General features: G+C 32.9%; 27 protein-coding genes and 1 tRNA gene. 14 read left to right on the top strand and 14 right to left on the bottom strand.

Annotation, left to right across the window (positions count from 1 at the left end; all coding sequences use genetic code 11):
- The 8 genes from ACXAFS_RS13825 to ACXAFS_RS13790 form a co-directional block, all read left to right on the top strand.
- A partial coding sequence (locus ACXAFS_RS13825; protein WP_475307673.1) for a DUF7507 domain-containing protein occupies nucleotides 1-2,952 on the top strand: 2,952 nt, incomplete at its 5' end.
- Between the two features lie 29 nt (nucleotides 2,953-2,981).
- Nucleotides 2,982-3,911, top strand: a complete 930-nt coding sequence (locus tag ACXAFS_RS13820; protein ID WP_475307672.1) for a PorP/SprF family type IX secretion system membrane protein — start codon at nucleotides 2,982-2,984, stop codon at nucleotides 3,909-3,911.
- A gap of 10 nt (nucleotides 3,912-3,921) precedes the next feature.
- Nucleotides 3,922-5,901 carry an OmpA family protein gene (locus tag ACXAFS_RS13815; protein ID WP_475307671.1) on the top strand — a complete coding sequence of 660 codons (1,980 nt, stop codon included), beginning with the start codon at nucleotides 3,922-3,924 and terminating at the stop codon, nucleotides 5,899-5,901.
- A gap of 106 nt (nucleotides 5,902-6,007) precedes the next feature.
- A complete protein-coding gene (gene idi / locus ACXAFS_RS13810) occupies nucleotides 6,008-6,535 on the top strand; it encodes an isopentenyl-diphosphate Delta-isomerase (protein ID WP_475307669.1) in 528 nt (175 codons plus the stop codon).
- A complete protein-coding gene (locus ACXAFS_RS13805) occupies nucleotides 6,532-6,942 on the top strand; it encodes a 6-pyruvoyl trahydropterin synthase family protein (protein ID WP_475307668.1) in 411 nt (136 codons plus the stop codon). Before idi ends, ACXAFS_RS13805 begins: the two co-directional genes overlap by 4 nt.
- A 3-nt stretch (nucleotides 6,943-6,945) precedes the next feature.
- Entirely contained in the window at nucleotides 6,946-7,917 is a 972-nt protein-coding gene (locus ACXAFS_RS13800) for a type I phosphomannose isomerase catalytic subunit (RefSeq protein WP_475307666.1), read from the top strand.
- A gap of 56 nt (nucleotides 7,918-7,973) precedes the next feature.
- Nucleotides 7,974-8,243, top strand: coding sequence for a hypothetical protein (locus ACXAFS_RS13795; protein ID WP_475307665.1), 270 nt, complete (start codon nucleotides 7,974-7,976; stop codon nucleotides 8,241-8,243).
- 47 nt (nucleotides 8,244-8,290) lie between these two features.
- A tRNA-Thr gene (locus tag ACXAFS_RS13790) sits at nucleotides 8,291-8,364 on the top strand.
- 178 nt (nucleotides 8,365-8,542) lie between these two features.
- On the opposite strand, the gene ACXAFS_RS13785 is transcribed toward ACXAFS_RS13790, so the two are convergent.
- The 8 genes from ACXAFS_RS13785 to ACXAFS_RS13750 form a co-directional block, all read right to left on the bottom strand.
- The gene (locus tag ACXAFS_RS13785; protein WP_475307663.1) at nucleotides 8,543-9,253 is read right to left on the bottom strand and encodes a DUF4369 domain-containing protein; all 711 of its coding nucleotides are present in this window, start codon (nucleotides 9,251-9,253) and stop codon (nucleotides 8,543-8,545) included.
- A gap of 51 nt (nucleotides 9,254-9,304) precedes the next feature.
- A complete protein-coding gene (locus tag ACXAFS_RS13780; protein WP_475307661.1) occupies nucleotides 9,305-10,615 on the bottom strand; it encodes a DUF819 family protein in 1,311 nt (436 codons plus the stop codon).
- A gap of 66 nt (nucleotides 10,616-10,681) precedes the next feature.
- Nucleotides 10,682-10,861 carry a type II toxin-antitoxin system antitoxin gene (locus ACXAFS_RS13775; protein WP_076617084.1) on the bottom strand — a complete coding sequence of 60 codons (180 nt, stop codon included), beginning with the start codon at nucleotides 10,859-10,861 and terminating at the stop codon, nucleotides 10,682-10,684.
- Nucleotides 10,854-11,363: a hypothetical protein gene (locus ACXAFS_RS13770; protein ID WP_475307660.1), complete on the bottom strand. Its 510-nt coding sequence runs from the start codon at nucleotides 11,361-11,363 to the stop codon at nucleotides 10,854-10,856. Before ACXAFS_RS13770 ends, ACXAFS_RS13775 begins: the two co-directional genes overlap by 8 nt.
- Complete coding sequence (locus tag ACXAFS_RS13765) at nucleotides 11,363-11,521, bottom strand: DUF4177 domain-containing protein (RefSeq protein ID WP_475307659.1); 159 nt, start codon at nucleotides 11,519-11,521, stop codon at nucleotides 11,363-11,365. Before ACXAFS_RS13765 ends, ACXAFS_RS13770 begins: the two co-directional genes overlap by 1 nt.
- Nucleotides 11,522-11,523: 2 nt before the next feature.
- On the bottom strand, nucleotides 11,524-12,384 hold the full coding sequence (locus tag ACXAFS_RS13760) for an SPFH domain-containing protein (RefSeq protein ID WP_475307657.1): 861 nt from the start codon (nucleotides 12,382-12,384) through the stop codon (nucleotides 11,524-11,526).
- A gap of 292 nt (nucleotides 12,385-12,676) precedes the next feature.
- Nucleotides 12,677-13,603, bottom strand: coding sequence for an alpha/beta hydrolase family protein (locus tag ACXAFS_RS13755; RefSeq protein ID WP_475307656.1), 927 nt, complete (start codon nucleotides 13,601-13,603; stop codon nucleotides 12,677-12,679).
- A gap of 376 nt (nucleotides 13,604-13,979) precedes the next feature.
- Nucleotides 13,980-14,585, bottom strand: coding sequence for an alpha-ketoglutarate-dependent dioxygenase AlkB family protein (locus tag ACXAFS_RS13750; RefSeq protein WP_475307655.1), 606 nt, complete (start codon nucleotides 14,583-14,585; stop codon nucleotides 13,980-13,982).
- Between the two features lie 32 nt (nucleotides 14,586-14,617).
- Here ACXAFS_RS13750 and ACXAFS_RS13745 point away from each other — a divergent pair, with 32 nt between their 5' ends.
- On the top strand, nucleotides 14,618-15,298 hold the full coding sequence (locus tag ACXAFS_RS13745) for a M15 family metallopeptidase (protein ID WP_475307653.1): 681 nt from the start codon (nucleotides 14,618-14,620) through the stop codon (nucleotides 15,296-15,298).
- On the opposite strand, the gene ACXAFS_RS13740 is transcribed toward ACXAFS_RS13745, so the two are convergent.
- The 4 genes from ACXAFS_RS13740 to ACXAFS_RS13725 all read right to left on the bottom strand — a co-directional run bounded on the left by ACXAFS_RS13740 (nucleotide 15,299) and on the right by ACXAFS_RS13725 (nucleotide 17,647).
- Nucleotides 15,299-15,661, bottom strand: coding sequence for a DoxX family protein (locus ACXAFS_RS13740; protein ID WP_475307652.1), 363 nt, complete (start codon nucleotides 15,659-15,661; stop codon nucleotides 15,299-15,301).
- Nucleotides 15,654-16,631: a peptidase associated/transthyretin-like domain-containing protein gene (locus tag ACXAFS_RS13735; RefSeq protein WP_475307651.1), complete on the bottom strand. Its 978-nt coding sequence runs from the start codon at nucleotides 16,629-16,631 to the stop codon at nucleotides 15,654-15,656. The genes ACXAFS_RS13740 and ACXAFS_RS13735 overlap by 8 nt, the downstream gene beginning before the upstream one ends.
- Nucleotides 16,632-16,679: 48 nt before the next feature.
- On the bottom strand, nucleotides 16,680-17,237 hold the full coding sequence (locus tag ACXAFS_RS13730; protein ID WP_475307649.1) for a hypothetical protein: 558 nt from the start codon (nucleotides 17,235-17,237) through the stop codon (nucleotides 16,680-16,682).
- Between the two features lie 62 nt (nucleotides 17,238-17,299).
- The gene (locus ACXAFS_RS13725; protein ID WP_076617054.1) at nucleotides 17,300-17,647 is read right to left on the bottom strand and encodes a DUF6249 domain-containing protein; all 348 of its coding nucleotides are present in this window, start codon (nucleotides 17,645-17,647) and stop codon (nucleotides 17,300-17,302) included.
- 140 nt (nucleotides 17,648-17,787) lie between these two features.
- On the opposite strand from ACXAFS_RS13725, the gene ACXAFS_RS13720 reads away from it, so the two are divergent.
- Both ACXAFS_RS13720 and ACXAFS_RS13715 read left to right on the top strand, forming a co-directional pair.
- Entirely contained in the window at nucleotides 17,788-18,354 is a 567-nt protein-coding gene (locus ACXAFS_RS13720; RefSeq protein WP_475307648.1) for an RNA polymerase sigma factor, read from the top strand.
- Nucleotides 18,355-18,762 carry a hypothetical protein gene (locus tag ACXAFS_RS13715; RefSeq protein ID WP_475307646.1) on the top strand — a complete coding sequence of 136 codons (408 nt, stop codon included), beginning with the start codon at nucleotides 18,355-18,357 and terminating at the stop codon, nucleotides 18,760-18,762.
- Here ACXAFS_RS13715 and ACXAFS_RS13710 read toward each other — a convergent pair.
- Complete coding sequence (locus tag ACXAFS_RS13710) at nucleotides 18,759-20,075, bottom strand: hypothetical protein (RefSeq protein ID WP_475307645.1); 1,317 nt, start codon at nucleotides 20,073-20,075, stop codon at nucleotides 18,759-18,761. The two genes, ACXAFS_RS13715 and ACXAFS_RS13710, sit on opposite strands and share 4 nt — an antisense overlap.
- 128 nt (nucleotides 20,076-20,203) lie before the next feature.
- On the opposite strand from ACXAFS_RS13710, the gene ACXAFS_RS13705 reads away from it, so the two are divergent.
- The 3 genes from ACXAFS_RS13705 to ACXAFS_RS13695 are packed head-to-tail and all read left to right on the top strand — an operon-like array spanning nucleotide 20,204 to nucleotide 22,389.
- Nucleotides 20,204-20,752 carry an RNA polymerase sigma factor gene (locus ACXAFS_RS13705; RefSeq protein WP_475307644.1) on the top strand — a complete coding sequence of 183 codons (549 nt, stop codon included), beginning with the start codon at nucleotides 20,204-20,206 and terminating at the stop codon, nucleotides 20,750-20,752.
- A complete protein-coding gene (locus tag ACXAFS_RS13700; protein ID WP_475307642.1) occupies nucleotides 20,736-21,248 on the top strand; it encodes a hypothetical protein in 513 nt (170 codons plus the stop codon). Before ACXAFS_RS13705 ends, ACXAFS_RS13700 begins: the two co-directional genes overlap by 17 nt.
- Nucleotides 21,232-22,389 carry a hypothetical protein gene (locus tag ACXAFS_RS13695; RefSeq protein WP_475307641.1) on the top strand — a complete coding sequence of 386 codons (1,158 nt, stop codon included), beginning with the start codon at nucleotides 21,232-21,234 and terminating at the stop codon, nucleotides 22,387-22,389. The genes ACXAFS_RS13700 and ACXAFS_RS13695 overlap by 17 nt, the downstream gene beginning before the upstream one ends.
- A gap of 29 nt (nucleotides 22,390-22,418) precedes the next feature.
- On the opposite strand, the gene ACXAFS_RS13690 is transcribed toward ACXAFS_RS13695, so the two are convergent.
- Nucleotides 22,419-23,585, bottom strand: a complete 1,167-nt coding sequence (locus ACXAFS_RS13690) for an NAD-dependent epimerase/dehydratase family protein (protein WP_475307639.1) — start codon at nucleotides 23,583-23,585, stop codon at nucleotides 22,419-22,421.
- Between the last annotated feature and the right edge of the window lie 6 nt (nucleotides 23,586-23,591).

The following is a 23,591-nucleotide window of genomic DNA, read 5'->3' as shown; positions in this document are numbered from 1 at the left end:
CAAGATGCAGTAGATGCCGGAGGCTTTAGCAACAGTGTGTTAGCAGACGGAGACAGTCCGGCAGATACCAATGTCGATGACACGAGTGATGATGGTGATGACACGGATGGTAACACAGAAGATGATCCAACAGAAACCACCATCGCAGAAGCTCCAAGTATCGAAGCGGTTAAGACCGTAGCAATCACGAATGACGTTGTACCAGTAGGGGCAAGTTTAGGCGACACGGTAGAATATACAATCACGGTAACCAACACCGGAAATGTGACCTTAGATGGAGTAGCGATAGCTGATACGTTTGTAGACGCCAATGGCACCCCACTGACCTTATTAACAGGTCCAACGTTCGTCAGTGCGGATGCCGGCAGTTTAGAAGGCGACTTATTGGTCGGCGAGACGGCTACGTATACAGCGACCTATGTGATCGAGCAGGATGCAGTAGATGCCGGAGGCTTTAGCAACAGTGTGTTAGCCGATGGAGACAGTCCAGCGGACACGAATGTTGATGACACGAGTGATGATGGAGATGACACGGATGGCAACACTGAAGATGATCCAACAGAAACGACGATTTCACAGGACCCAATGTTAGCTATTGAAAAGACTAGTAGTTTAGACTTAGGTGCTGATGGTATAGCAACTGTTGGTGATATTATAACATATACATACACAATTACTAACACAGGTAATGTTACAATTTTTGATGTAAGTGTTACAGAGGATGCTATAGATTTCACAGGAACAGGAGTATTACCAACACCTACTTATGTGAGTGGAGGTAGTGATGAAGATGGTGAAGGTGATCTAGAAGATATGGTAGTAGGAGCAGGTACAATAGTTTATACTGCAACTTATGCCTTAACTCAAGCTGATATTGATGCAGGTATAATTACAAATCAAGCTGTTGCTAGTGGAACAGGTCCTTTAGGTGATGGCGTTACTGATGATAGTGATGATCCAACGAATCCAACAGGTAATGATGATCCAACAGATGCTGTAATTCCACAGTTACCAACATTATCTATAGAAAAAACGAGTAGTCTGGACTTAGGTGCTGATGGTATAGCAACAGTAGGTGATGTAATCACTTATAACTATACAGTAATTAACACTGGTAATGTTACAGTTTTCGATGTTAATGTAACAGAGGATGCTGCAGACTTCACAGGAACAGGAGTATTACCAACACCAACTTATGTGAGTGGTGGTAGTGATGAAGATGGTGAAGCTGATCTTGAGGATATGATAGTAGGTTCAGGAACGATAGTTTACACAGCAACTTATGCATTAACTCAAGCTGATATCGATGCAGGAATTGTTACTAATCAAGCTGTTGCTAATGGAACAAATCCTTTAGGCGGTAGTGTATCTGATGATAGTGATGATCCAACGGATCCAACAAGTACGGACGATCCAACTGATACTAGTATTCCACAATCTCCAAGTTTGAATATTGAGAAGACAAGTAGTTTAGATACAGGAGCAGATGGAGTTGCTGATGTAGGTGATATTATCACATATACGTATACAGTTACTAACACAGGTAATGTTACAATTTTCGATGTTAGTGTTACAGAGGACGCTGCAGACTTCACAGGAACAGGTACTTTACCAACACCAACTTATTTAAGCGGTGGAAGTGATGAAGATGGTGAAGCAGATCTTGAGGATATGATTGTAGGCTCAGGAACGATAGTTTATACAGCAACTTATGCATTAACTCAGGCTGATATTGATGCAGGAATTGTTACTAATCAAGCAGTTGCTAATGGAACTGATCCTTTAGGTGGTAGTGTGTCTGATGATAGTGATAATGGAGATGATACAGATGGTAATACAGAAGATGATGTAACAGATACTGAAATAACTCAAGTACCAATGATAAGTCTTATTAAGACAACATTACCTCTTGAAGACACAAATGGTGATGGTATTGAAGGTAGTCTAGGAGATATAATTTCTTATGTATTTGTTGTTGAAAATACAGGTAATGTTACATTAACTAATATTGAAGTTGAAGATTTATTACCAGGTATAAATCTAGTTGGAGGACCTATTTCACAGTTGCTTCCAGGTGAAGTTGACAGTACAACTTTTACTGCGACTTATGAGATTACTCAAGTTGATCTAGATACAGGATTTGTAATAAATTCTGCAAACGTAACAGCTGAGAGTCCAGGAGGAGATTTAGGAGATCCAACAGATGATGTAAGAGATACAAGTGATGACCCTAATGATACTAATGATAATGATGATAACGGTGATGGTGACCCAGATGATCCAACAGTAACTCCAGTTAATTCAATCTTTGATATAGAAGTAACTAAAGTTGTTGATGAAATTCGACCTGTAGTTGGAGATGAAGTAGTATTCACTATTGAAGTAGCTAATATTGGAAATGTTACTGCAACTAACGTCGTTATAAGCGAACAAATACCAACAGGTTATGTATTTGTATCAGCTATAACTACAGCAGGAACATATTCAGAGTTTGATGGTGAATGGACAGTTGGTCTGTTAGATCCTGATCAGGTAGAAATTTTAGAAATAACAGTAGAAGTGTTAGGCTTTGGTGACTATGCAAATACAGCATTTGTTGATAATGCAGATGGTGGTGTAGATATAGACCCTGTAAACGATGAAGGTACAGCGTCTGTAGATCCGATATGTTTAACCATCTATAACGAATTCTCTCCAAATGGAGATGGAATAAATGAAACATTCGTAATAGACTGTATAGAACGTTTCCCAAATAATAAGTTAGAAGTCTATAACAGATGGGGTAACATCGTGTACTCTGAAAATGGATATCTAAATGATTGGGATGGAAGTTCTAATGGTAGAGCAGTGATTAATCAATCTGATAAGTTACCTGTAGGAACATATTATTATGTACTTGACTTAGGTGATGGATCAGAACCAAGAGTAGGATGGTTATATATAAATAGATAAGTAAACAACTATAGAAAAAAGACAGAAAGATGATACGTATATTATCAAAAGCAAGTTTAATTTTAATGGTGTTTACTACACTATTAGCAACTGATTTAAATGCGCAGCAAGACCCTCAATACACGCATTACATGTATAATACATTGAGTGTAAATCCAGCTTATGCTGGCCAGAGGGAGACATTGAGTGTTGTAGGTTTGCACAGATCACAATGGGTTGGTATTGATGGAGCACCACAAACACAATCTTTAGGTATTCATTCACCATTGCGTAATGAGCGTATTGGTTTAGGACTAAATATTGTAAGTGATGCTCTAGGTCCAGTGAGAGAAACTTACCTAGATGCTAATTTTTCTTACACCATTCCATTAAATGCTAATGATCTAAAATTATCATTTGGCGTAAAAGGAGGTTTCCATAACTTACAATCAGATTGGTCTTTAGGTGTTATTCGAGAAGTTGGTGACCCTACATTTGCAGATAATTTAAGCACATGGTCTCCAACTATAGGAGCAGGTTTATACATGCATACTAGAAAGTGGTATTTAGGATTAGCAGTCCCAAATTTTTTAGAGACAGAACATTATGATGATGTTCAGGTTTCTTTAGCTAGTGAGCGAATGCATTTTTATGCAATTGGTGGATATGTTTTTAATCTAAGTGAGACTCTAGAATTAAAGCCAGCGTTTTTAGTAAAAGGAGTTTCAGGTGCACCATTAATCGCAGATGTTTCAGCAAACTTTTGGTACAAAAAGAATTTAACTGCCGGTTTAGCGTGGAGATGGGATGATTCTGTTAGTGCTCTTGTAGGTTTTCAGGCAACACCAGGAATGTTTATTGGTTACGGTTATGATTTAACCACTACAGGCTTAAATAACTATAACAGCGGAACTCACGAAATAACTTTAAGATTTGAAGTGAAGCGATTAGGTAGAATTTTATCACCACGCTTCTTCTAAAAATAAGACTATGAGAACAATTTCAAGATATACAAGTTTAGTTTGTGCAGGCATGTTTGCCTTAGCTGCCTTTGCTCAAAACGGTAAAATAAAAAGTGTAGAAGATGACTACAGAGATTTTGCTTATGTAAAAACAAGTGAAGTCCTTCTCGAAGTAGCCAATAAAGGCTATAAGTCTGCTGAGCTTTTTCAGAAGTTGGGAAATTCCTATTACTTTAGAAATGACATGGAAAATGCAGCTAAATGGTATGGTGAATTATTTACTATGAACGAAGTAATTGATCCTGAGTACTATTTTAGATATGCTTTGGCACTCAAAGGTATAGAAGACTACGAAGAATCTGATAAATGGATGAAGAAGTTCAATGAGCTTAAACCAGATGATATGAGAGGAAGAGCTTTTCTTTCAAAAGTAGATTATAAATCTAATATTGAAGAATTAAGCAGAGATGATATTGAGCCTCATAATTTAGAGATTAATACGGAGCTTTCAGATTTTGGTACTACAGAATATGAAAACGGAATTGTGTTTGCTTCAGCCAGAGGTGGCGGTCGTAAATATCGTTGGAATGAAGAGCCATATCTCGATTTATATTTAGCTGAAAAAACAGAAAATGGTTTTGGAGAAGCAAAAGAAATTGAAGGTAAAGTAAATACAAAATACCATGAGTCTAGTGCAGTATTTTCACCAAATGGAAAATATATGTTCTTTACAAGGAATAACTTCTATAGATTAAAGTATAAAGAAGATGGCACAGGAGTTAACAGACTGCAATTGTATAGAGCTACTTTGAGTGAAGATGGTACTTGGGACGAAATTCATAAAGTGCATTTTAACAGTGAAGATTATAGTGTTGCTCACCCAACATTAAATTTAACAGGAACACGTTTATATTTTGCTTCAGACATGCCAGGTACATTTGGACAGTCAGATATTTTTGTAGTAGATGTAAATGATGATGGTACGCTTGGTAAACCAGAAAACTTAGGACCGTCAATAAATACTGAAGGACAAGAATCATTTCCATTTATGGATACAAGTGGTAATCTATTCTTTTCGTCAACAGGTTTTCCAGGATTAGGAGGCTTAGATGTTTTCAAATCTGAAGAATTAGACCAAAAAGTTGAAGGTGGTTCTAATAGAGATTTTCCAATTGAGAATGTTGGAATGCCAGTAAATAGTTCTGCAGACGATTTTGGTTATTATGAGAATTTAGTAACAAAACGCGTTTACTTTAGTTCTAACAGAGAAGGTGGTAAAGGTAGTGATGACATTTACACGTTTGAAGTACCAGAATGTGAGCAATTAGTTTTTGGAACAGTTCAAGACAAAAAAACAGACGAGCTTATACCTAATGCAACAGTTATTTTATTTGATGGTGAAGGAAAAGAAATAGAGCGTAAAACTGTAGGCGAAGATGCAGCTTTTGAATTTGAGTTAGATTGTGAAATGGAATATCTTATCAGAGGAGAGAAAGAGACTTACATTTCTGATGAAAAACGTTTTACTACACCTAAGAAAAAACAAGAATTACAGTTGCAATTGCTCTTAGAAAAGGATGTACAAGAAATCAATCCTTGTGATGATTTAGCAAAGATTTTAGACATTCCAATCATCTATTTTGACTTTGATAAGTATAACATTAGATACGATGCAGAGATTGAGCTTCAAAAAGTATTAGCTGTACTTAACAAATATCCAACAATGAATATAGATATTCGTTCACACACAGACTGTAGAGGACTAGCAGACTATAATGAGAGATTATCTGATAGAAGAGCAAAATCTACACGTCAGTATTTAATAGATAATGGTATTGCTGCAGAGCGCTTAACAGCTAAGGGTTATGGAGAATCACAATTAGTTAACGACTGTGGTTGTGAGCCAACAAACGAGTCTAGTTGTTCTGAAGAAGAGCATCAGCTTAACAGACGAAGTGAGTTTATTATTACAAGTATAAATGGTAAATCTTGTGATGATAAGGAATAAGATTTCAAGGATATAGAAATAAAAAAATAGCCGTTTAATCACTTAAACGGCTATTTTTTATGAAATCCTTTACCTTTTTTAGACCTTTAGGAGTTAATTTTGCTTTATGATAGAAGAACAGGTCATCCTTGTAGATGAAAACGACAATCAAATCGGCTTAATGCCAAAGATGGAAGCACATGAAAAAGCATTACTTCATAGAGCTTTTTCAGTCTTTGTTTTTAATGATAATAACGAGTTAATGCTTCAGCAACGCGCATTGCATAAGTATCATTCACCTGGTTTGTGGACTAATACTTGTTGCAGTCATCAACGAGATGGAGAAACTAATTTAAAAGCAGGTAAAAGACGATTACAAGAGGAAATGGGATTTGTAACTGAATTGGAAGAGACAACCTCATTTATTTACAAAGCACCTTTTGATAATGGATTAACGGAGCACGAGTACGATCATATTATGATTGGATATTACAATGATGAGCCCAATATTAATGAAGATGAAGTTGCCGATTGGAAATGGATGAATTTAGAAGATGTCAAAGTTGATATAGCATTACATCCTGAGAAATATACAGCTTGGTTTAAAATCATTTTCGATAAATTTTATGAATTTATAAACGTAAAAAAATCATGAAAGTAACAGTACACAGAAAAGCACATTTTAATGCAGCACATAGACTTTACAGAAAAGACTGGAGCTTTGAAAAAAACGATGCTGTTTTTGGTTTGTGTAACAACCCTAATTTCCATGGTCATAATTACGAACTTATTGCTAGTGTAACAGGAGAAATAGATCCTGAAACAGGTTATGTTATAGACGTAAAGATTTTAAAAGACATCATTAAATCTGAAGTAGAAGATGCTTTTGATCATAAGAATCTTAATGTTGAAGTGCCAGAATTTCGAGACCTTAATCCAACTGCTGAAAACATAGCTGTTGTTATTTATAATAAAGTAAAAGCCAAATTAGACCCTAAATTTCACTTAGAAATTACATTGTACGAAACACCACGTAATTTCGTAACCTATTCAGGAGAATAATTAATGAAGAATAAACTTTATCCTTTAAAATTTAAACCCATATTAAAAGATAAAATTTGGGGAGGAACCAAGCTTTCAAAACAGTTTAATAAACCATCTAATTCTAAACAATTAGGAGAAAGTTGGGAGATTAGTACTGTGCCAGGAGATATCTCAGAGGTTGTAAATGGAGAGTTTAAAACTCAAAACCTACAGGATTTATTAGAGCTATATAAAGGAGAATTAATAGGCGAGAAGAACTATGAGAGGTTTGGTAATGATTTTCCATTATTAATTAAATTTATTGATGCCAAACAAGATTTAAGTATTCAGTTACATCCAGATGATGAATTAGCCAAAGCTAGGCATAATTCTTATGGTAAAACCGAAATGTGGTACGTTATGCAAGCAGATAAAGATGCTAGTCTTATAGTTGGCTTCAACCAAAAAATTGATAAAGAAACATATCTAAGGCATTTTAAAGAAAATACACTTGCTCAAATTGTGAATTTTGATAAAGTAAAAGATGGTGATACCTACTTTATTGAAGCAGGTCGAGTTCATTCCATAGGAGCTGGCGTATTACTTGCAGAAATACAACAAACAAGTGACGTCACTTACCGTGTCTATGATTGGGATAGAGTTGACGAAGAGGGTAACGAACGCGAACTGCACAATGACATAGCTATAGATGCTTTTAAATTTGATTTAAAAGACGATTTCAGAGTTAATTATAGTAAAGAAAAGAATGAATCAAATGAAATGGTAAGTTGTCCCTTTTTTACTACGAATTATTTAGAATTAGATAGTGAATTGGTTAAAGAAAACACACATGATTCATTTCTAATATACATGTGTATAGATGGAGAAGTGGAAGTTGTGACAGATGATACAAGAGAACTGATTTCAAAAGGAGAAACCATTCTTATTCCTGCAGCAATTAAAGATTTTAAATTGTCTACCAACAGTGCAAAACTACTCGAAGTTTACGTTTAAATATTGATAAAGTGTATCAAGTATTCCGTACATTTGTACCCAAATTAACATAGATTATGGCAAATAAAAGAGATTTAAAAAAAGACATTAATTACGTTTTTGGTGATATTATTGAAGCGGTTTATTACTGGGAATTAGAAAACACAGAAAAGCCGACTAAAGAAAGCGATGCTATTATTGATGAAGCAATTGCGTCTTTTGATGAATTAATTGCTCGCGTTAACGATAGAAGTGTAGAAGATGCAAAAGCGCATTTTAAAGCAATTAATAACGACCTTGAATCTAAAGGTAGAGCATTAATCGAAAGAATTAATAAATTAAAATAAAAGGACTTGCAAAATTGAATTTAAGGTTTAATTTTGCGTCCGCTTTTGCCGATATAGCTCAGCTGGCTAGAGCAGCTGATTTGTAATCAGCAGGTCGTGGGTTCGAGTCCCTCTATCGGCTCTATAATTGAAACTCTAATTACGATTTTCGTGGTTAGGGTTTTTTATTTTCTAAAATTCAAAAGGATGAGAAGTTTATCCTGAGCATAGTCGAAGGGAGTTCCTCTCTATCGGCTCTTCAATAAAAAAAGCTCTAAATACAATCTGTAGTTAGAGCTTTTTTTTCAATAAATTAATATTTATTGTTCAGAATTTCTTTCAGTAATAAATTCTCCTAGTTTTTTACCGTAAAATGAATTTTTAATATTTTCTGTTAAACCATTATAGATAGAATCTAAATAAACAGGATTAGCAGAAGGAACTTCATACAAAGCCAAATAAGGTGCTATAATATTGTCTCTGTTGTTTAAAGCAAACTGAATTGTATATGAGTACTTACGTTTAAATAACGTTTCTGAGGCTCTATTTAAAGAGTCTAACGCAATACTGTCATTGTCTTTTTGTGCTAAGAAATTAGCTTCTATAATATCTAAATTCTGATTATTAAATTTTGACATTACTTTGGTATATTCATTTAGCAAATCTTGTGGTTTAGAACCTTTTATTTCAGCATCAAAATTAAAGTTCTTTAATGTAGTTTTTACTTCAGTAACACCCTTGTCTGCAAAAAATGGAATGTAATGTTCATCACCATCATTCTTAAATAATTTGAGGTAAAGTAAGATAGGCTCTTCTAAATTTGTTTTTAAAGTAAATTCTGGTTGACCTGAGATAACCATAGAATCTAAATCTATTATGGAAGAATCAACTTCTTTTTGAAGATATACAACGCCTTTTTTAAGGCCTTTGATACTCCCTTTTAAGGTGAAGTTAGTATCGTTGTCTTCTCCGCAAGAACATACAATTAGCAGTAAAGTTAAAAGGCTCAGTGTTTTATAGAAATTTGTCATATTTAGATTGAAATTTAGCTGCGCAAATATCTTATTTTGAAATTAAAAATGCTAACCACCAGCTGCTAATTGCATTAAAATAGTACAGCCAATTGCAGCAATAGTTCCAACTGCATAGCCAAAAACAGCAAGTAAAACACCAACGGTAGCTAAAGAAGGATGAAAAGCAGATGCTACAATTGGAGCAGAAGCAGCACCACCAACATTGGCTTGGCTACCTACTGCTAAGAAAAAGTAAGGAGCTTTAATAAGTTTAGCCACAAGGATTAATAATAGTGCGTGAATTGTCATCCAAACAATTCCAATTATAATTAATTGCCAATTATCAAAAATTAGGGTAAGATCCATTTTCATTCCAATAGTAGCGACAAGAATATAGATAAATACACTTCCAAATTTACTTGCGCCAGCTCCTTCATAATTTTTAGCTTTCGTAAAGGACAGAAGAATAGCAATAAGCGTTGCAATGCTAATCATCCAGAAGAATGAAGAGCCAAGGAATGTAAATACATTTCTAGTCGTTTCAGATTGAATATTATTAACTAAACTTTCAAAAAATGGAGCTAAATATCCAGCACATAAATGTGCAATACTTACGGTTCCAAAAGCGATAGCAACAATAATCATAAGATCAGTAAGCGACGGATTTCTTTTTACTTTTTCTGAAAATTGAGTAACCTTTTCTTTTAAGCTTTCTATGGAAGATGTATCAGCTTTTAACCACTTATTAATACCATTGCGTTTACCAATACCAAATAAAATGATCGCCATCCAAATATTAGCAACAACGATATCTACGAAAACCATACCTCCATATAGTTTTTGATTATAACCATAAATTTCTAACATGGCAGTTTGGTTAGCTCCACCACCAATCCAACTTCCGGCAAGTGTAGATAATCCTCTCCAAACAGCATCAGCACCAACACCACCAACAGCATCTGGATAAACTAAAGCTACTATAAGGATAGCTATTGGACCACCAATAATGATACCAATTGTACCAGTAAAAAACATTGCAAGCGCTTTCCAGCCCAAATTAAAAACAGCCTTTAAATCTATACTTAGTGTCATTAAGACTAAAGCTGCTGGTAATAAATAACGACTAGCAACATAATATAAATTAGAGCTGTGTTCTGTTTCTACACCTGTTTCAGATACGGTTGTCCATTCAGGTGCAATAAGTCCTGTTGTTGTTAAAACAGCTGGTAACATATATGCCATAAATAAGCCTGGCACTATTTTGTAGAATTTTGCCCAAAAACCAGTTTTAATAGATTCTGTAATAAAGACTAAACCTAATGCAAGCATTAGGAGACCAAATACAATTGTATCGTTAGTAAAAATAGGAGTGTTGTCCATAGTTAGGATTATTAGTTGCTTGCAAAATACCAAAATAAAGGGCAATAAAAAAGTGACTGTTTCCAATCACTTTTCTTCATCTGGTTTATCTTTCTTTTTGGGTTGTCTGTTGTGTTCTTTTAGATGCTGCATTAGCATCCATTCTATTTGTCCGTTGGTACTACGAAACTCATCTGCTGCCCATTTTTCAATGGCTTTTAGCATATCTTCATTTATTCGTAATGCAAAGGCTTTTTTCTTAGACATCAGTATTTAATTTTGTTTTGTAAGCTTCTAATACGCGTATGGCTTCTTCTTTTTTCTGAGTGCCAATTAATAATTTTTTACCATTTTTTAGTTGGAGTTGTATACCAATATCTCCAGATACATTGATGGCTCTTCCTTTAGATTTGTTCCAAAGTGCTCCTCCTTTTAGTCCCCAACCTCCATACTCGGTAATGGCATCATAGTTTCTAACATAGGCTTCATCGATTTCTTGCCATTCTATAAGTTTGAGCTTAAATTGAAATGGGAAGAATTTATAATGGATACCTTTTTCATCAATTCTGGTAATCAGTTTAAAGAAAAATATTATACCTGAAGCTAGTATGAGAACTAATATTACAGATATTAATTCAATAGTTGAAAGACTTTTTGGTTTGTTAATATAGGTATGCAAAAGAATAGCAACAGGAATTATAGTGCTAATAACTATTAACACTATAATCCATGTTTGGTTAAAACGTTGCTCTTCTTTAAAAATTCTCATTATCTATTTTTATCGCGTTCAAAAACTACGCTTGTCCAGCTTTGGCCTATAAATTTAACAGTCCATCCTTCTCTGGCATGTTGGTTTAAGATGTCTTCAAAATTTTGAAATCTGTTTTTAAATCCAAATTTTGGTCTTATAACTTTGTATTCTTTCATGCTTAATGACTTAAAGTTCCTGTATTAACGACTGGTGCAGCCTCTTTATCTCCACAAAGCACAACCATAAGATTACTTACCATTGCTGCTTTACGTTCTTCGTCTAACTCCACAATTTCGTTCTTGTTAAGTTCTTCTATAGCCATTTCTACCATACTTACAGCACCTTCAACAATTTTATGTCTTGCAGCAACAATAGCAGTAGCTTGCTGACGCTTTAGCATAGCATTTGCAATTTCTTGAGCATAAGCTAAGTAACCAATTCGTGCTTCTAAAACTTCAATTCCGGCAATAGATAAGCGCTCATCAATTTCTTTTTCTAAGGCTTCGCTAACTTCGTTTACACTAGAGCGAAGTGTAATATCCTCATCATGTCCTTCATCAGCAAAATTATCGTAAGGATACATACTTGCCAATTTACGTACAGCAGCATCAGTTTGCACACGTACAAAGTTTTCGTAATTATCTACATCAAAAGCTGCTTTGTAAGTGTCTTGTACTCGCCATACCAAGATTGTGCTAATCATTACAGGGTTACCAAGTTTGTCGTTTACTTTAAGACGCTCACTATCAAAATTACTTGCTCTAAGTGAAATTTTCTTTTTGGTGTAAAAAGGATTTACCCAATAAAAGCCATTCTTTTTAATAGTGCCAACATACTTACCAAATAATAGTAATACTCTAGATCCGTTTGGTTGTACCATTACAAATCCAAAAGCCATGACTAGTGATGCTACAATTGTAACAATTGGCCAAGGTGTTTTTAAAATAATCATAGTAGCTATGCTTCCAAAAAATAACACTAAAAAGACAAATAACATAAAGTAGCCATTTGCTGGAATGATAATCTTCTCTTCTTTCATAATTAAAAATTTAATTGGTTAATCATTTAAAATTCAATATGATATTAAAATGATATCATAAAGATATATAATGTTAGTGTGTTAAACCAAATATTTGTTACAATATTTATGAAAAAAAATAAAAATTTGAGTTTGGCACGCGGTTTGTTATATACTAAGTGTAATGGTTACAGCGATAGTTACAATCGTAACAACACTACAAAATCGCGACATTACATTTTGGTTGGTTAGTTAGTAAAAAAGCATCTCAATTTTGAGATGCTTTTTTAATTTTGTTATGTTATAAAAGTTTTCAGGAACCTATAAACTCTACAATACTCTCAACAAGTTCAGTTGAAATTTCTCTGAAAGCTTCATTGTAAGATTTTGAATTTTCTAAATCATCACCTTTAATTTCGAAGAAGACATGGTTCATGTTTTCAATAATCTGTAATTGAGCTTTTTCGTTTGCTTCTTTAAGTAGTTTTGCCTCATCTTCTGATACTTGAAGATCTTTAGTACCATTAACAATAAGTACAGGAATCTTTAATTCGTTAATAACTTCGGTAGGATTGTATTGCATCCAATTCATCATAAATGGTTGAATATCTATGCTGAAAACCGAAGCTAGTGCTTGTGGATACTCAGTAGTGGTTTCCCCTTTTTTTAGTTTATCGACTACTTTTTGCGCTTCTTCACCAAGTTTGGGTGCCATGTTTGTAACCTGATCTACGATAACATCTCCAATGTTTTGGCCTGCGCCAGCTAATGATATAAAGCCGTCTGTATTCTCCTTTGCAGCTAGCATACCAACTAAGCTTCCTTGACTATGACCAATAACATAGATTTTAGAGTATGTTTCTTTCTCCTTAAAATAATTTATGACATCTTTTGCATCATTCACAAAATCATCAAACATCATATCTTTATCTACATTACCTTGACGTATTTGTTTCACCACACGCTTGTCGTATCTAAAAGTGGCTATACCGTTGTTAGTTAAATTCTCAGCAAGTTTTTTAAGCGAATTATTTTTTAAAAAGTTCTGATTTCCATTTCTGTCTGTAGGGCCAGAACCAGCTATGATAATAGCTAAAGCTGATTTTTGGTTATCATTTGGGATTAGTAAAGTCCCATCAATAAATTTAGAAACAGAAACTTCTTCTTCTGTATATTTTTTTTCTTGGCTAAAAGAAATGCAAGAAATCAATATAAAAACTATTGCTATATAATGCTTCATTGTTAACAAGGTTTTGTGTTGTAAAGTTAACGGATAATGTTTTTAATAATTTTGTTTTTCAACTTTTTTGCAATCATTTTATTATAATTTTCTATACAATTTTATTTTTTACAATCGTGCATTTTATCGACGAAATGCACGTTTTTGTCTTTAAATGTTAAAATTAAATGCATTTCATCGATTAATAGTGTTTTTAAGCGACAAAATTAAAACCTAATTATATATTTGAAGTGTACTAAAATTTAGTTTTTAGTTCAATGGATTAATTAATTAATATTTGCATTATGTTATGTTGACTTAGAGACCCTAAATCTACTTGCATAATAAAAAAAGCAAATTAGAAAAACCGGGTTTGAGGGAACCCGGTTTTTTGTTTTTACACTTGTACAAGTCTTCTAAATGTTAAGTTTATTCTTGGTTGTATTTGTCGTTTAGTTTTGGCAATTTGATGCAACCAATAATGTTGCATTTCGCCTTTCATTAGTAGTAAACTACCATGTTCTAATTGTAATTTATGCCGTTCGGTCTTTATGGTTCTATGTTTAAAGTGAAATGGTCGTTCTTCACCAAAACTAACAGACGCAATGATTGGATTTTTTCCTAATTCTTTTTCGTTATCTGCATGCCAACCATTACTGTCACTACCATCACGATACAAATTGATTAACAACGTATTGAATTTTTCATCTGAGAATTTTTCAACCTTAGATTTAATATCCAATAGATCTTTAGTAAAAGCTTCAGGATGCATGGTTATGTTAGAGTAACTGTAGGTTTGGTTTGTTTCGCCAAAAAGTGCTGTTAACCTAGGCTGTTCATACGTTTTTCCAAAAACTGTAATATCATCGTGTTGCCAGTTGGTTTGGTCTTTTATAATTCTATAATAGTTGTCGGCTTCCTGAGAATTGAAAAATTCTGGTACATAGATAAGCTCAGCGTTAGGTAAAATAAAATGTTGTTTCTCTGAAGAAAACAAGTTCATAGCATAATTTTTCTCTAAATTAGTGCATCGTCATGAAAAATAAAATTCTCATATCAATAATTGCTTTGGGTCTTTTGTGCTTTGGTTTTTACCAGAAGCAAGAGTTACCAGAAGGGTTTGTGTACGTTAAGTCTGTAATACCAGATTTAGATGTAAAGTTAAAGTACTACACAACAAACAACTTTGTTGGTGATACTATTGATGGATATAAGTCTAATACACTCATACTTACCAAAGCTGCTGCTGAAAAATTAAAGTTAGTGCAAGAAGAACTGCAAGAACAAAATTTATGTTTGCTGGTTCATGATGGTTACAGACCACAGCGTGCTGTAAACCATTTTGTGCGTTGGGCAAGAGTGTTGAATGACACAGTGAATAAGTCTATTTTTTATCCTGATGTAAAAAAGCGGAATTTATTTAAGGCTGGTTACATAGCTTCTAAATCTGGACATAGCAGAGGAAGCACAATTGATCTTACTGTTATAGATGGCAATACTGGTAAACCCTTAGATATGGGAAGTCCTTTTGATTTTTTTGGTGAACAGTCTTGGGTAGATTATCCTAATATTACAGAGCAACAGAAAAAGAATCGTCAGATACTACAACGTGTAATGTTAAAACATAATTTTAGAAATTACCCTAAAGAGTGGTGGCATTTTACCTTGCGTTGGGAGCCTTTCCCGAAAACTTATTTTGATTTTGAGGTTGAGTGATTAGTGGTACTCTAAATAAACCCAAGCCCAATACATCAAGAAAAATTGAAGTGGAATTCTTAAAATTAATATCCATTTAGGGATGCCAGCAGAAGCTTTTTCACCTGATAGCATATAAAAGTGAACTAAAAGAAAAACTACTAACATGGTAATAATACCATAAATAGCAAATGCTTTTGTTTCAGGAAATAATAGAGCAATTCCCAAAATAACTTCGGCAATACCACTCAGTAGCACAAGAAATTTGTGGTTTGGTAAATACCTTGGCATAATGCGCATATACATTTTGGGTTTAACAAAGTGCATAAGGCCTGCTAAAATATACATGCCAGCCATTATATATAATCCAATAGGGTTACTCATCCTTAAATGTTTTATAGGTTATCCCAACACCATAATTAAAGAGGTTCTTGTCTAATAAGCTAGATTTAAAGCCGTTGCCTTTATCAAACTTCACCCAATTATTACCACTTATAAAAATACGTTTTATGTAAGTGTTTTTACTTTCAATCTCATCAGTAAAGGGTAGAAGTGGTCTAAAGTTAGTTGGGATTTTTACTATACCAGTTTTAGTTTTTATTTCCTTGTATTTTTTGTTAGGTAGAAGCTTGCCTTCTTTATTGGTGTAGCCCATCACTTGAATTGACACAAAAAAACCACCTTCAGGAATATAAATATCATAGTCTTCAACATTCAACTCATAAGCATCTCCGTTTTTTTCTGTAGCTCTAAAAACTATGGTTTCATAAGTAAGTACTTTACCAGGTTTGCCATTGTCATTGGCATAAAATTGTACTTTAAATAAGGTTGAAAATTTCTTTTTATCGCTATTAGCACGTTTTCGCTTTTTCCAATCTTTAGACTCCAAAGCAATAGGAAACGTAACACTAGTTAATTTTTGATCTTGCTCTGAAGATTTAGAGAAATAAACTGCAATTTCAGATTCTATAGTTGGTAACCAACAGTTGTAATAATCATCATCGAGATATGGTTTTAAAGCCTCTTCTTTAAATTTTCGATTTAGTTTAGTGCTAAGCACTACTTCATCTAAGGCATCTGCTTGAGGCTGTAATAATAACTGGTTAGGTAAATTTTCTGCAGAAATGTTAAGGTTTTTAAAACCTATTGCAGAAATATATAGTGAGTCTACATCTGGATATATTTTTTTGTTGAAATAAAACATACCGTCATCATCTGCAAAAATACCTTGTCCATTTCCAAACGATACCGTTGCATAGCTAACAGGAGTTTGTGAAATACTATCTAAGACTTTGATTTGAGAAAAAGAAAATTGAAAAAAAATTAATACTAGTAAAACTAAAACAGATCGCATATTTATTCCAAAAAATTAAAGATACGATTTAAAAGACATAGATTTTTATTAATGACCTAAAAAGAAAATACACAATTGTTCTACACCAAAAATTGTTGCCATTATTAAAGACACTACTAATGCGGTTAAACCAAATTCTTTGAGCTTGTAATTCCTGATATTTTTGAAGTTTGTAAGTTCTTTAACTGCTTTTGTAATTTGCTTTTTATTAAAAATCATTATAATCAACAATAGTAAAAAGTATATCATAGCACTAGCTAGAGCACCATAAGTTTCAAAAAAAATAGCATCAAAAACGATAATATTAATTAAGATAGGTACGAGAATTAAAACACCTAATAGTTTGGTTTTGTTGAATAATAAAAACCATGCGCCAATAACCTGAGATAGACCAATAAATAAAATATAAGAATACGAGTATCCCATAAAAGTCCAGGCTAAATCAAAACCATTTACTTCACCAAGTGTTTGTTGTGCAATTTCTTTTGGTAATTCACTTCGCTTGTAAAATTGGCCTCCAGCTATTTTGCCTAAACCATATATGTTCAACATCAAGAATACATGACATCTAGCTGCTAACTCCAAATATTTTTTGTGATTTTTCATAGTGTACAATAATAAAAAACGTCTCATATGAGACGTTTTGAGTTTTGCTGATTAAAATGTTTTTATTCCGAATCCAGTGCTTTCTTGGTTTGTGTATAGCCTACATACAAACCAATACCTGCCATTAAGAATATCATTGAAGGATATACTGCATCATCATCTAGCACTGTATATGTGTCTAAAATGTTGGCAATAAACACGCCTAAACCTATACCCATTAATAGAAATGCTAAGTTTAGTACTATAACTTTCCATGAAGATCCAGAGCGTTTACCAATATTAAATATACTGGCATCTGCACCTTTTTCAATAAGGGCTAGACGTTCTTTGTTTCTGGTAGAAAAGTATAAGTATACCATTCCAAAGATTGCTGCAAAAAGACTGATAGGTATTAATATTTCTTCGTCCATGTTGTTTGTTTTTTAATTGATTAATTTTATTTGTTTTAAGCTTATGACGACATGTTTTTGATTTAGGTTACAGTTTTTCAAAAAATTTTTTTCAAAAACAAGTGTAACCTATTTTATCTAAGTGTCGTCTTAATTACAAAATGACCACCAACGACGAAAACATATTAATTGCTGCTATTAAAAATGGCGATACTAAGGCATATGCACAATTAGTAGATCGTTATAAGGATTTGGTGTACACTTTAGCTTTTCGTATGCTAAAGCACAGGGAAGAGGCTGAAGAAGTTGCACAAGATACGTTCATTAAAGTGTTTAAGTCTTTAGACAAGTTTAAAGGAGATTCAAAATTCTCTACATGGATATATAGAGTTGCCTATAATACCTGTTTAGATACTATTAAAAAGAATAAAAAGCATCTTAATAATGTTGCCATAGACGAGTTTACATTTAATAAGTTAGATACTATAGATAATGCATTAGACAATATTATTAAAGAGGAAAAAAACGATTTAATTAAAAAATGCATTAACAAATTGCCAGAGGACAGTAGCGCCTTATTAACGTTATTTTATTTTGAAGAGTTATCTTTAGAAGAAATATCAAAAATTATAAATATTGAATCCAATACGGTAAAAGTGAAGCTTTTTAGAGCTCGAAAGAAATTAGCCGTAATTTTAGAACAGTATTTTCAACCCAAAACAGCTTGAATGATGGAAAATGAAGATAAAAGAATAGAAGATTTAGTCAATAAATTAATGGAGAATGATAGTTTAGAAAAAGCTCCGGCTAATTTCACCAATGATGTAATGTCTAAAATTGAAATGCTTTCAGAAACTAAAACTATTGCTTATAAACCATTAATTCCTAAATATGTTTGGTGGTTATTAGGCTTAGGTTTTGTGGCTTTAATTTTCAATATAATTTTTAATAAACCTAATGATTCATCTAGTCTGTCTGAGCGATATAATTTACCAGAAGTATCATTTGATTTATTTAGTAACCTATCTGTAGATTTTTCAAATACGTTAATGTATGCTACAGTATTATTGGCTTTAATGGTAGCGATTCAAATTCCATTGTTAAAGCAGTATTTTAATCAAAGGTTGACCTATTAATTAGGGTAGTACCAAAACGGTATTCTTTCAAAATAAACATTCATGGTGTCTTGTTTTCTAATCCGTTTTCTTAAAATATTTAGTAAATGTTTTCCTTCGGGTAAATCTTTAAGGCTCACGTAGGTCTCAAATCCTTTTTGGTTTTTAAGACTTTCTCCAAGTATAAATTCGCTTTCAAAATCAGTAGAATCGATACGTACAGTAAAGATATCGTTTAAGGTTTTCATGTAAACACGTCTTATGCTATCGCGTTTATTCCATGATATCTCATTAAAAACAATAATGTCAGAACTTAAGCCTCTAATATCCTTTTCAGGTTTTAAACTTGGCTTAAAAGAGAAAATATAGTCATCAAAATCATCATCAAAGACTAAAAAAACTTTCAAGAAGTTTTTTGTAATAACCTTAGAAGATATTGCAACATCCTTAACAAATTCATCTTCTTCAAGTGCATCTTCATAGTTTTTACTGGCAGCAATAATACTGCTAGAATCAAGATCCTTATCAAAAAAGTTAGAGTTTTTGTATTTAAAACTAGTACTCACCAAAATTGCTATGTAAATAGGTACAAGTATTAAACTAATGCGTCTTCCGAACTTATTGTCTAAAAAATTATAAACCAAAGGACGGTACAAAAAGGCTAATGTAATCTTGCTAAATACCCAATAAATAGGAAAGTATATTTTGCTCAGCCATTTCTTCTTTTTTAGAAAACCTTGGGTTAAAAAATCAATAAATGTGAATAGCATTCCAATAACAATGAATAGGAGTAGAGGTATACCAATAAAAGGACCATAAGAGTTACCAATAGTCTCATTGTCTAGAAATGTTATAATTATTAAAGCAATTGATATAATTGTGAAGGTAAACGCAAGTACATAAAAAATTAAAAGAAAAGATATAGCGAAAATAACACTACAATAATTCTCTAATCTACCGATATACCTATCAAAAGAGCCTACTTTTTTCTTAAGATATTTGGTAAACTTTTGACTGTATTTAAGTTCTTCATAGTCAATGTCTCCAGATACATATCTTAAGCCTAAAGCACCAATCCATAGACCTCTTAAAACAACATGCAACAATAGGTTGAAAATTAAAATAGCGCAAGAAACATAGGCAACAATAAAAATGATGAAAGAGTAAATTTTCTGATCATTTTGAGCCGCTTTTGCTGCAATTTCTATGTGAGGAAACGCAGTAAACAAACCAAATATGGCAAAACCAGATATAAGTAACTCTAACTGCCAGCTTTCTTCTTGTAATTTTTGTAGTAATTTTTTAAACGCAGGATTGTTATAATCTTGACTCATTGGCATTTAGTTGGTGTTAATTGAGTCTAAAGTTAATTATATTCAATTAATTTTTACTTTTTTATCAAAAATTTGAAACCCTTATCAATTTTCTTCGTTTTTAAATACATAGACGCTAACCAATATTAATGCATCAGCAAACAAACAAATTAATACGAGCATGTAAAAAAGGAAATCAAGTTGCACAAATGCAGCTATACGATATGTATTGCGATGCCATGTTTACAGTTGCAAGTAGATATCTTAATAATGATGAAGATGCCAAAGATGCAATGCAAGAAGGGTTTTTAAAAGCCTTTACGAGTTTAGATAATTATAAGCCAGAATACACTTTTGGCGCGTGGTTAAAGCGTATTGTCATCAATCAGTGCTTAGATGTTTTAAAGAAAAGAAAAATTGAATTTTCAGAAGTTGCAGTTTCAGAATTACAAATAACTAATGAAAATGATTGGAATTTTGATAGCAACATCAATAAAAATGACATTCTAAATGCTATAGAACAACTTAATGAAAAACATAAAATAGTCATTAAGCTTTATCTCATTGAAGGATATGACCATACCGAAATTTCAGAGATATTGGATATACCAGTAAAAACATCCAGAACACATCTTAGACGAGGCAAACTAAAATTACAAAAACTCTTAAAACCAAAGTATAATGAAGCAAGATATTAGAGATTTATTTAAGGAGGAAGAGCACTTAAAGACACCTCCACAGAATCACAGAAATGAGTTTTTAGACAAGTTGAAAAAGAAAAACCAATCTAAAAAAGTGGATTACACATGGTTAAAAATAGTAGCAATAGTGATTATAACGTTAGCAGTAGGCTTTACAATACTCTACAGACAGCCAGCAGAAAATGTGTCACCAATAGTAGCACAAGTAGAAGCCGTTGAGGCAGAGTATTTAAAAGAGATAAATGCCGAGTGGAAAAACTTTGTTTCCATAGCAAATGATGAGGTTTTGGTTGAACGCTTCAAGAAAAAACTAGATGAGTTAGATAATGATTATAAAATAATCTCAAAGCAATTCAAAAGTGATGCTAATAACATACAGGTTGTGGAGGCTTTGGTTGAGAACTTGCAAACAAGACTTCAGATATTAAAGGATATACAAGAGCACATCAAAATCTTAAATCAAAAAAACGAACAGTATGAAAAATCAATTTAAAATCTTATTACTGATGCTCATCACATCAACAATAAGTAGCGCACAAGTAAAGGAAATTTTTAAGAAAAGTTATGATATCAAAGATTTAAAATCCATTAATCTTCAACTTAATGGAACTTATGTAGAGTTTTCATTATCTGAGGATAATAAAGTACATTTTGATTACACATTAGAATTTGAAAACTATCCTAAAAAAGAAATGGAAAGTAAGCTTGATGAAATTAAAACCGAAGCAACAATAAAAGATGGTGTGCTGGAGTTTAAAACGAGCGGTAGTGAAGTCAAAAGTGATGTTTCCTATAGTTTAGAAACACTATACGGTATTACTTTTGAAGGCGATTTTATAAATTTTAAGGAAAAGTCAAACCGAGAGTTCAGAAAATCTAAGCAGTATTTTTTAGACATAAATAGTAGCTCTAGAGGTAAGAGCCTTAAGGAATATTTAAAGAATTTACGAGAAGTAGATAAGCAGGGAAACAAGAAAAAAATTAATACTAGAAATGTTAAGATTCTAAAAACTAAGTTTTTTATAAAACTGCCACCGGAAATAATGCTGCGTGTGATGGCAGAAAACTCTAATTTAATCTTTAAAGATGATATAAAAAACCAACTGGTTTTTAATACCAGAACCACAAAACTAAAGTTTCAGAATATCCAAAACTCATTTAATGTCCTAGATGTTGTAAATGGGAGTTTTAGAGCAAATTTTTTAGAAGGCGGAACTTATAAGTTTACACACGTAGATGAAGTGCAAGTAGCTCAGTTAAAAAGGGTAGATGTTGATACAGAGTTTAGTAATATTAAAGTTGGTGAAATAGCCGAAAAAGTGAGAATTGTAGACTTTAATAGTAAGTTTTGGTTTCATAATTTTTCACAAAACTTTAGAGAGTTCCAAATGGCATCAGATTATTCAGAAATTAATTTGTTTTTTCCAGAAAAGTCAGAATATTTAATCGAAACGTTTGGTTACAATACAGTACATTATTGGGCAAAATTGATAACTGAAATTCCACCAAGTCGTAACAAGGAGCATTCAAAAATGATGGTCATTGGAAAAAAAGAAAATCCCAATAAAATAAAAATTCATATTACCAATGGTATAGTAAGGTTTGGTGAAGATTTTATAGAGGTTAAGCCTTAGCTGTAAAAAGGCTTTATGTTTTTGTTAGATCAATCTTGTCGTTTTTTCCACTCAGCAATTACCTCTTTTTCTTTAGAAATCATAGCTTCGAGATTAGTGTTGAATTTTGCTTTTCTATCTACATCAACTTTATCAGATTTCCACCATACTAATAAATCTTTAACAGTGTTTTCTAAAGATCTAAATGATAGTCCAGCTTCGATAGATTTTTTATTTGAAATTCTAGCTGATCCATAATGTTGTTCATCTGGCATAATCCAGGGAATAGAGTAATAAATTTCGTTTTCTTTCAAAAAGTCATAATCATCAATTTCAACAAAAGACGATTTGGAATCAAAAGAACTTGAGGCTTCTTTAATAAACTCTTGCATGGTCTGATTTGTTTTTGGCCCAACACCATTATAAGTACCATGTTGTTTGTTTTCAGCTAATCTAATAAACCATTCTGCAATATCTCTAACGTCTACGTATTGCACCAAATCGGTAGACTTACCAGGAAGTAAATGTTCGCCACCATTTGCCAATCGCACTGGCCAGTGAATAAATCTATCTGTTCGGTCGCCAGGTCCAAGCATGTAAGTTGGTCTAATAACAACAGTTCTGTCTTTACCAAAAGCTTTTATTGCAGCAAGTTCTGAGTTGGCCTTCATAACTCCATAGTCCATTTCGTATTTTTCATTTTCAGTAAGACCTTCGGGTACCTGTAAGGCTACTTTGCTTTCCTCAGTTAAGTTTCCGTTAATGTATGGATAATAAACACCTGTAGAAGAGGTGTACATATACAAGCCAACATTATCTTTCAACAGTTCTGCTGTTGCTTTGGTCCATTCTACCTTACGACCAGAATTATCAATTACTACATCCCATTTTCTGTTTTCTAATGCTTTAAGATTATCTTCTCTGTCACCAATAAGTTGCTCTACTTTATCAAAAAGATTGGCATGTATCCTGGGTTTTGTTTTCCCTCTGGTAAATGTAGTTATAGAATGATTTCTGGAAAGCGCGTAAGCAATTTGATGAGGTCCTAAGTAGCTAGTACCACCCAGAATTAAGATATTTAGTTTCTTATTAGTTAGGTCAGTTTTAGTTTTTGTTTCAGATTTACAGTTTACTAGACTACTACCAAGTAAAGGGAAGGCAATTCCAGCAAAGACACTTTTTTTTATAAAGGATCTTCTTGAGTTTGATTTTTTCATTCTAAC

The sequence above is a fragment of the Winogradskyella sp. ABM4_392 genome, assembly GCF_056160445.1.
Note: the sequence above shows the minus strand (reverse complement) of the source record. Positions and strands in the feature narration are given on the sequence as shown.

Coding starts and splice junctions, on each gene's coding strand:
- ACXAFS_RS13725 (WP_076617054.1), bottom strand. CDS start 17,647: ATGGACGAAGAAATATTAATACCTATCAGTCTTTTTGCAGCAATCTTT.
- ACXAFS_RS13700 (WP_475307642.1), top strand. CDS start 20,736: ATGAAGCAAGATATTAGAGATTTATTTAAGGAGGAAGAGCACTTAAAG.
- ACXAFS_RS13745 (WP_475307653.1), top strand. CDS start 14,618: ATGAAAAATAAAATTCTCATATCAATAATTGCTTTGGGTCTTTTGTGC.
- ACXAFS_RS13730 (WP_475307649.1), bottom strand. CDS start 17,237: ATGAAAAATCACAAAAAATATTTGGAGTTAGCAGCTAGATGTCATGTA.
- ACXAFS_RS13710 (WP_475307645.1), bottom strand. CDS start 20,075: ATGAGTCAAGATTATAACAATCCTGCGTTTAAAAAATTACTACAAAAA.
- ACXAFS_RS13750 (WP_475307655.1), bottom strand. CDS start 14,585: ATGAACTTGTTTTCTTCAGAGAAACAACATTTTATTTTACCTAACGCT.
- ACXAFS_RS13805 (WP_475307668.1), top strand. CDS start 6,532: ATGAAAGTAACAGTACACAGAAAAGCACATTTTAATGCAGCACATAGA.
- ACXAFS_RS13755 (WP_475307656.1), bottom strand. CDS start 13,603: ATGAAGCATTATATAGCAATAGTTTTTATATTGATTTCTTGCATTTCT.
- ACXAFS_RS13770 (WP_475307660.1), bottom strand. CDS start 11,363: ATGAGAATTTTTAAAGAAGAGCAACGTTTTAACCAAACATGGATTATA.
- ACXAFS_RS13815 (WP_475307671.1), top strand. CDS start 3,922: ATGAGAACAATTTCAAGATATACAAGTTTAGTTTGTGCAGGCATGTTT.
- ACXAFS_RS13800 (WP_475307666.1), top strand. CDS start 6,946: ATGAAGAATAAACTTTATCCTTTAAAATTTAAACCCATATTAAAAGAT.
- ACXAFS_RS13785 (WP_475307663.1), bottom strand. CDS start 9,253: ATGACAAATTTCTATAAAACACTGAGCCTTTTAACTTTACTGCTAATT.
- ACXAFS_RS13775 (WP_076617084.1), bottom strand. CDS start 10,861: ATGTCTAAGAAAAAAGCCTTTGCATTACGAATAAATGAAGATATGCTA.
- ACXAFS_RS13715 (WP_475307646.1), top strand. CDS start 18,355: ATGATGGAAAATGAAGATAAAAGAATAGAAGATTTAGTCAATAAATTA.
- ACXAFS_RS13740 (WP_475307652.1), bottom strand. CDS start 15,661: ATGAGTAACCCTATTGGATTATATATAATGGCTGGCATGTATATTTTA.
- ACXAFS_RS13780 (WP_475307661.1), bottom strand. CDS start 10,615: ATGGACAACACTCCTATTTTTACTAACGATACAATTGTATTTGGTCTC.
- ACXAFS_RS13695 (WP_475307641.1), top strand. CDS start 21,232: ATGAAAAATCAATTTAAAATCTTATTACTGATGCTCATCACATCAACA.
- idi (WP_475307669.1), top strand. CDS start 6,008: ATGATAGAAGAACAGGTCATCCTTGTAGATGAAAACGACAATCAAATC.
- ACXAFS_RS13690 (WP_475307639.1), bottom strand. CDS start 23,585: ATGAAAAAATCAAACTCAAGAAGATCCTTTATAAAAAAAAGTGTCTTT.
- ACXAFS_RS13765 (WP_475307659.1), bottom strand. CDS start 11,521: ATGAAAGAATACAAAGTTATAAGACCAAAATTTGGATTTAAAAACAGA.
- ACXAFS_RS13795 (WP_475307665.1), top strand. CDS start 7,974: ATGGCAAATAAAAGAGATTTAAAAAAAGACATTAATTACGTTTTTGGT.
- ACXAFS_RS13705 (WP_475307644.1), top strand. CDS start 20,204: ATGCATCAGCAAACAAACAAATTAATACGAGCATGTAAAAAAGGAAAT.
- ACXAFS_RS13820 (WP_475307672.1), top strand. CDS start 2,982: ATGATACGTATATTATCAAAAGCAAGTTTAATTTTAATGGTGTTTACT.
- ACXAFS_RS13735 (WP_475307651.1), bottom strand. CDS start 16,631: ATGCGATCTGTTTTAGTTTTACTAGTATTAATTTTTTTTCAATTTTCT.
- ACXAFS_RS13760 (WP_475307657.1), bottom strand. CDS start 12,384: ATGAAAGAAGAGAAGATTATCATTCCAGCAAATGGCTACTTTATGTTA.
- ACXAFS_RS13720 (WP_475307648.1), top strand. CDS start 17,788: ATGACCACCAACGACGAAAACATATTAATTGCTGCTATTAAAAATGGC.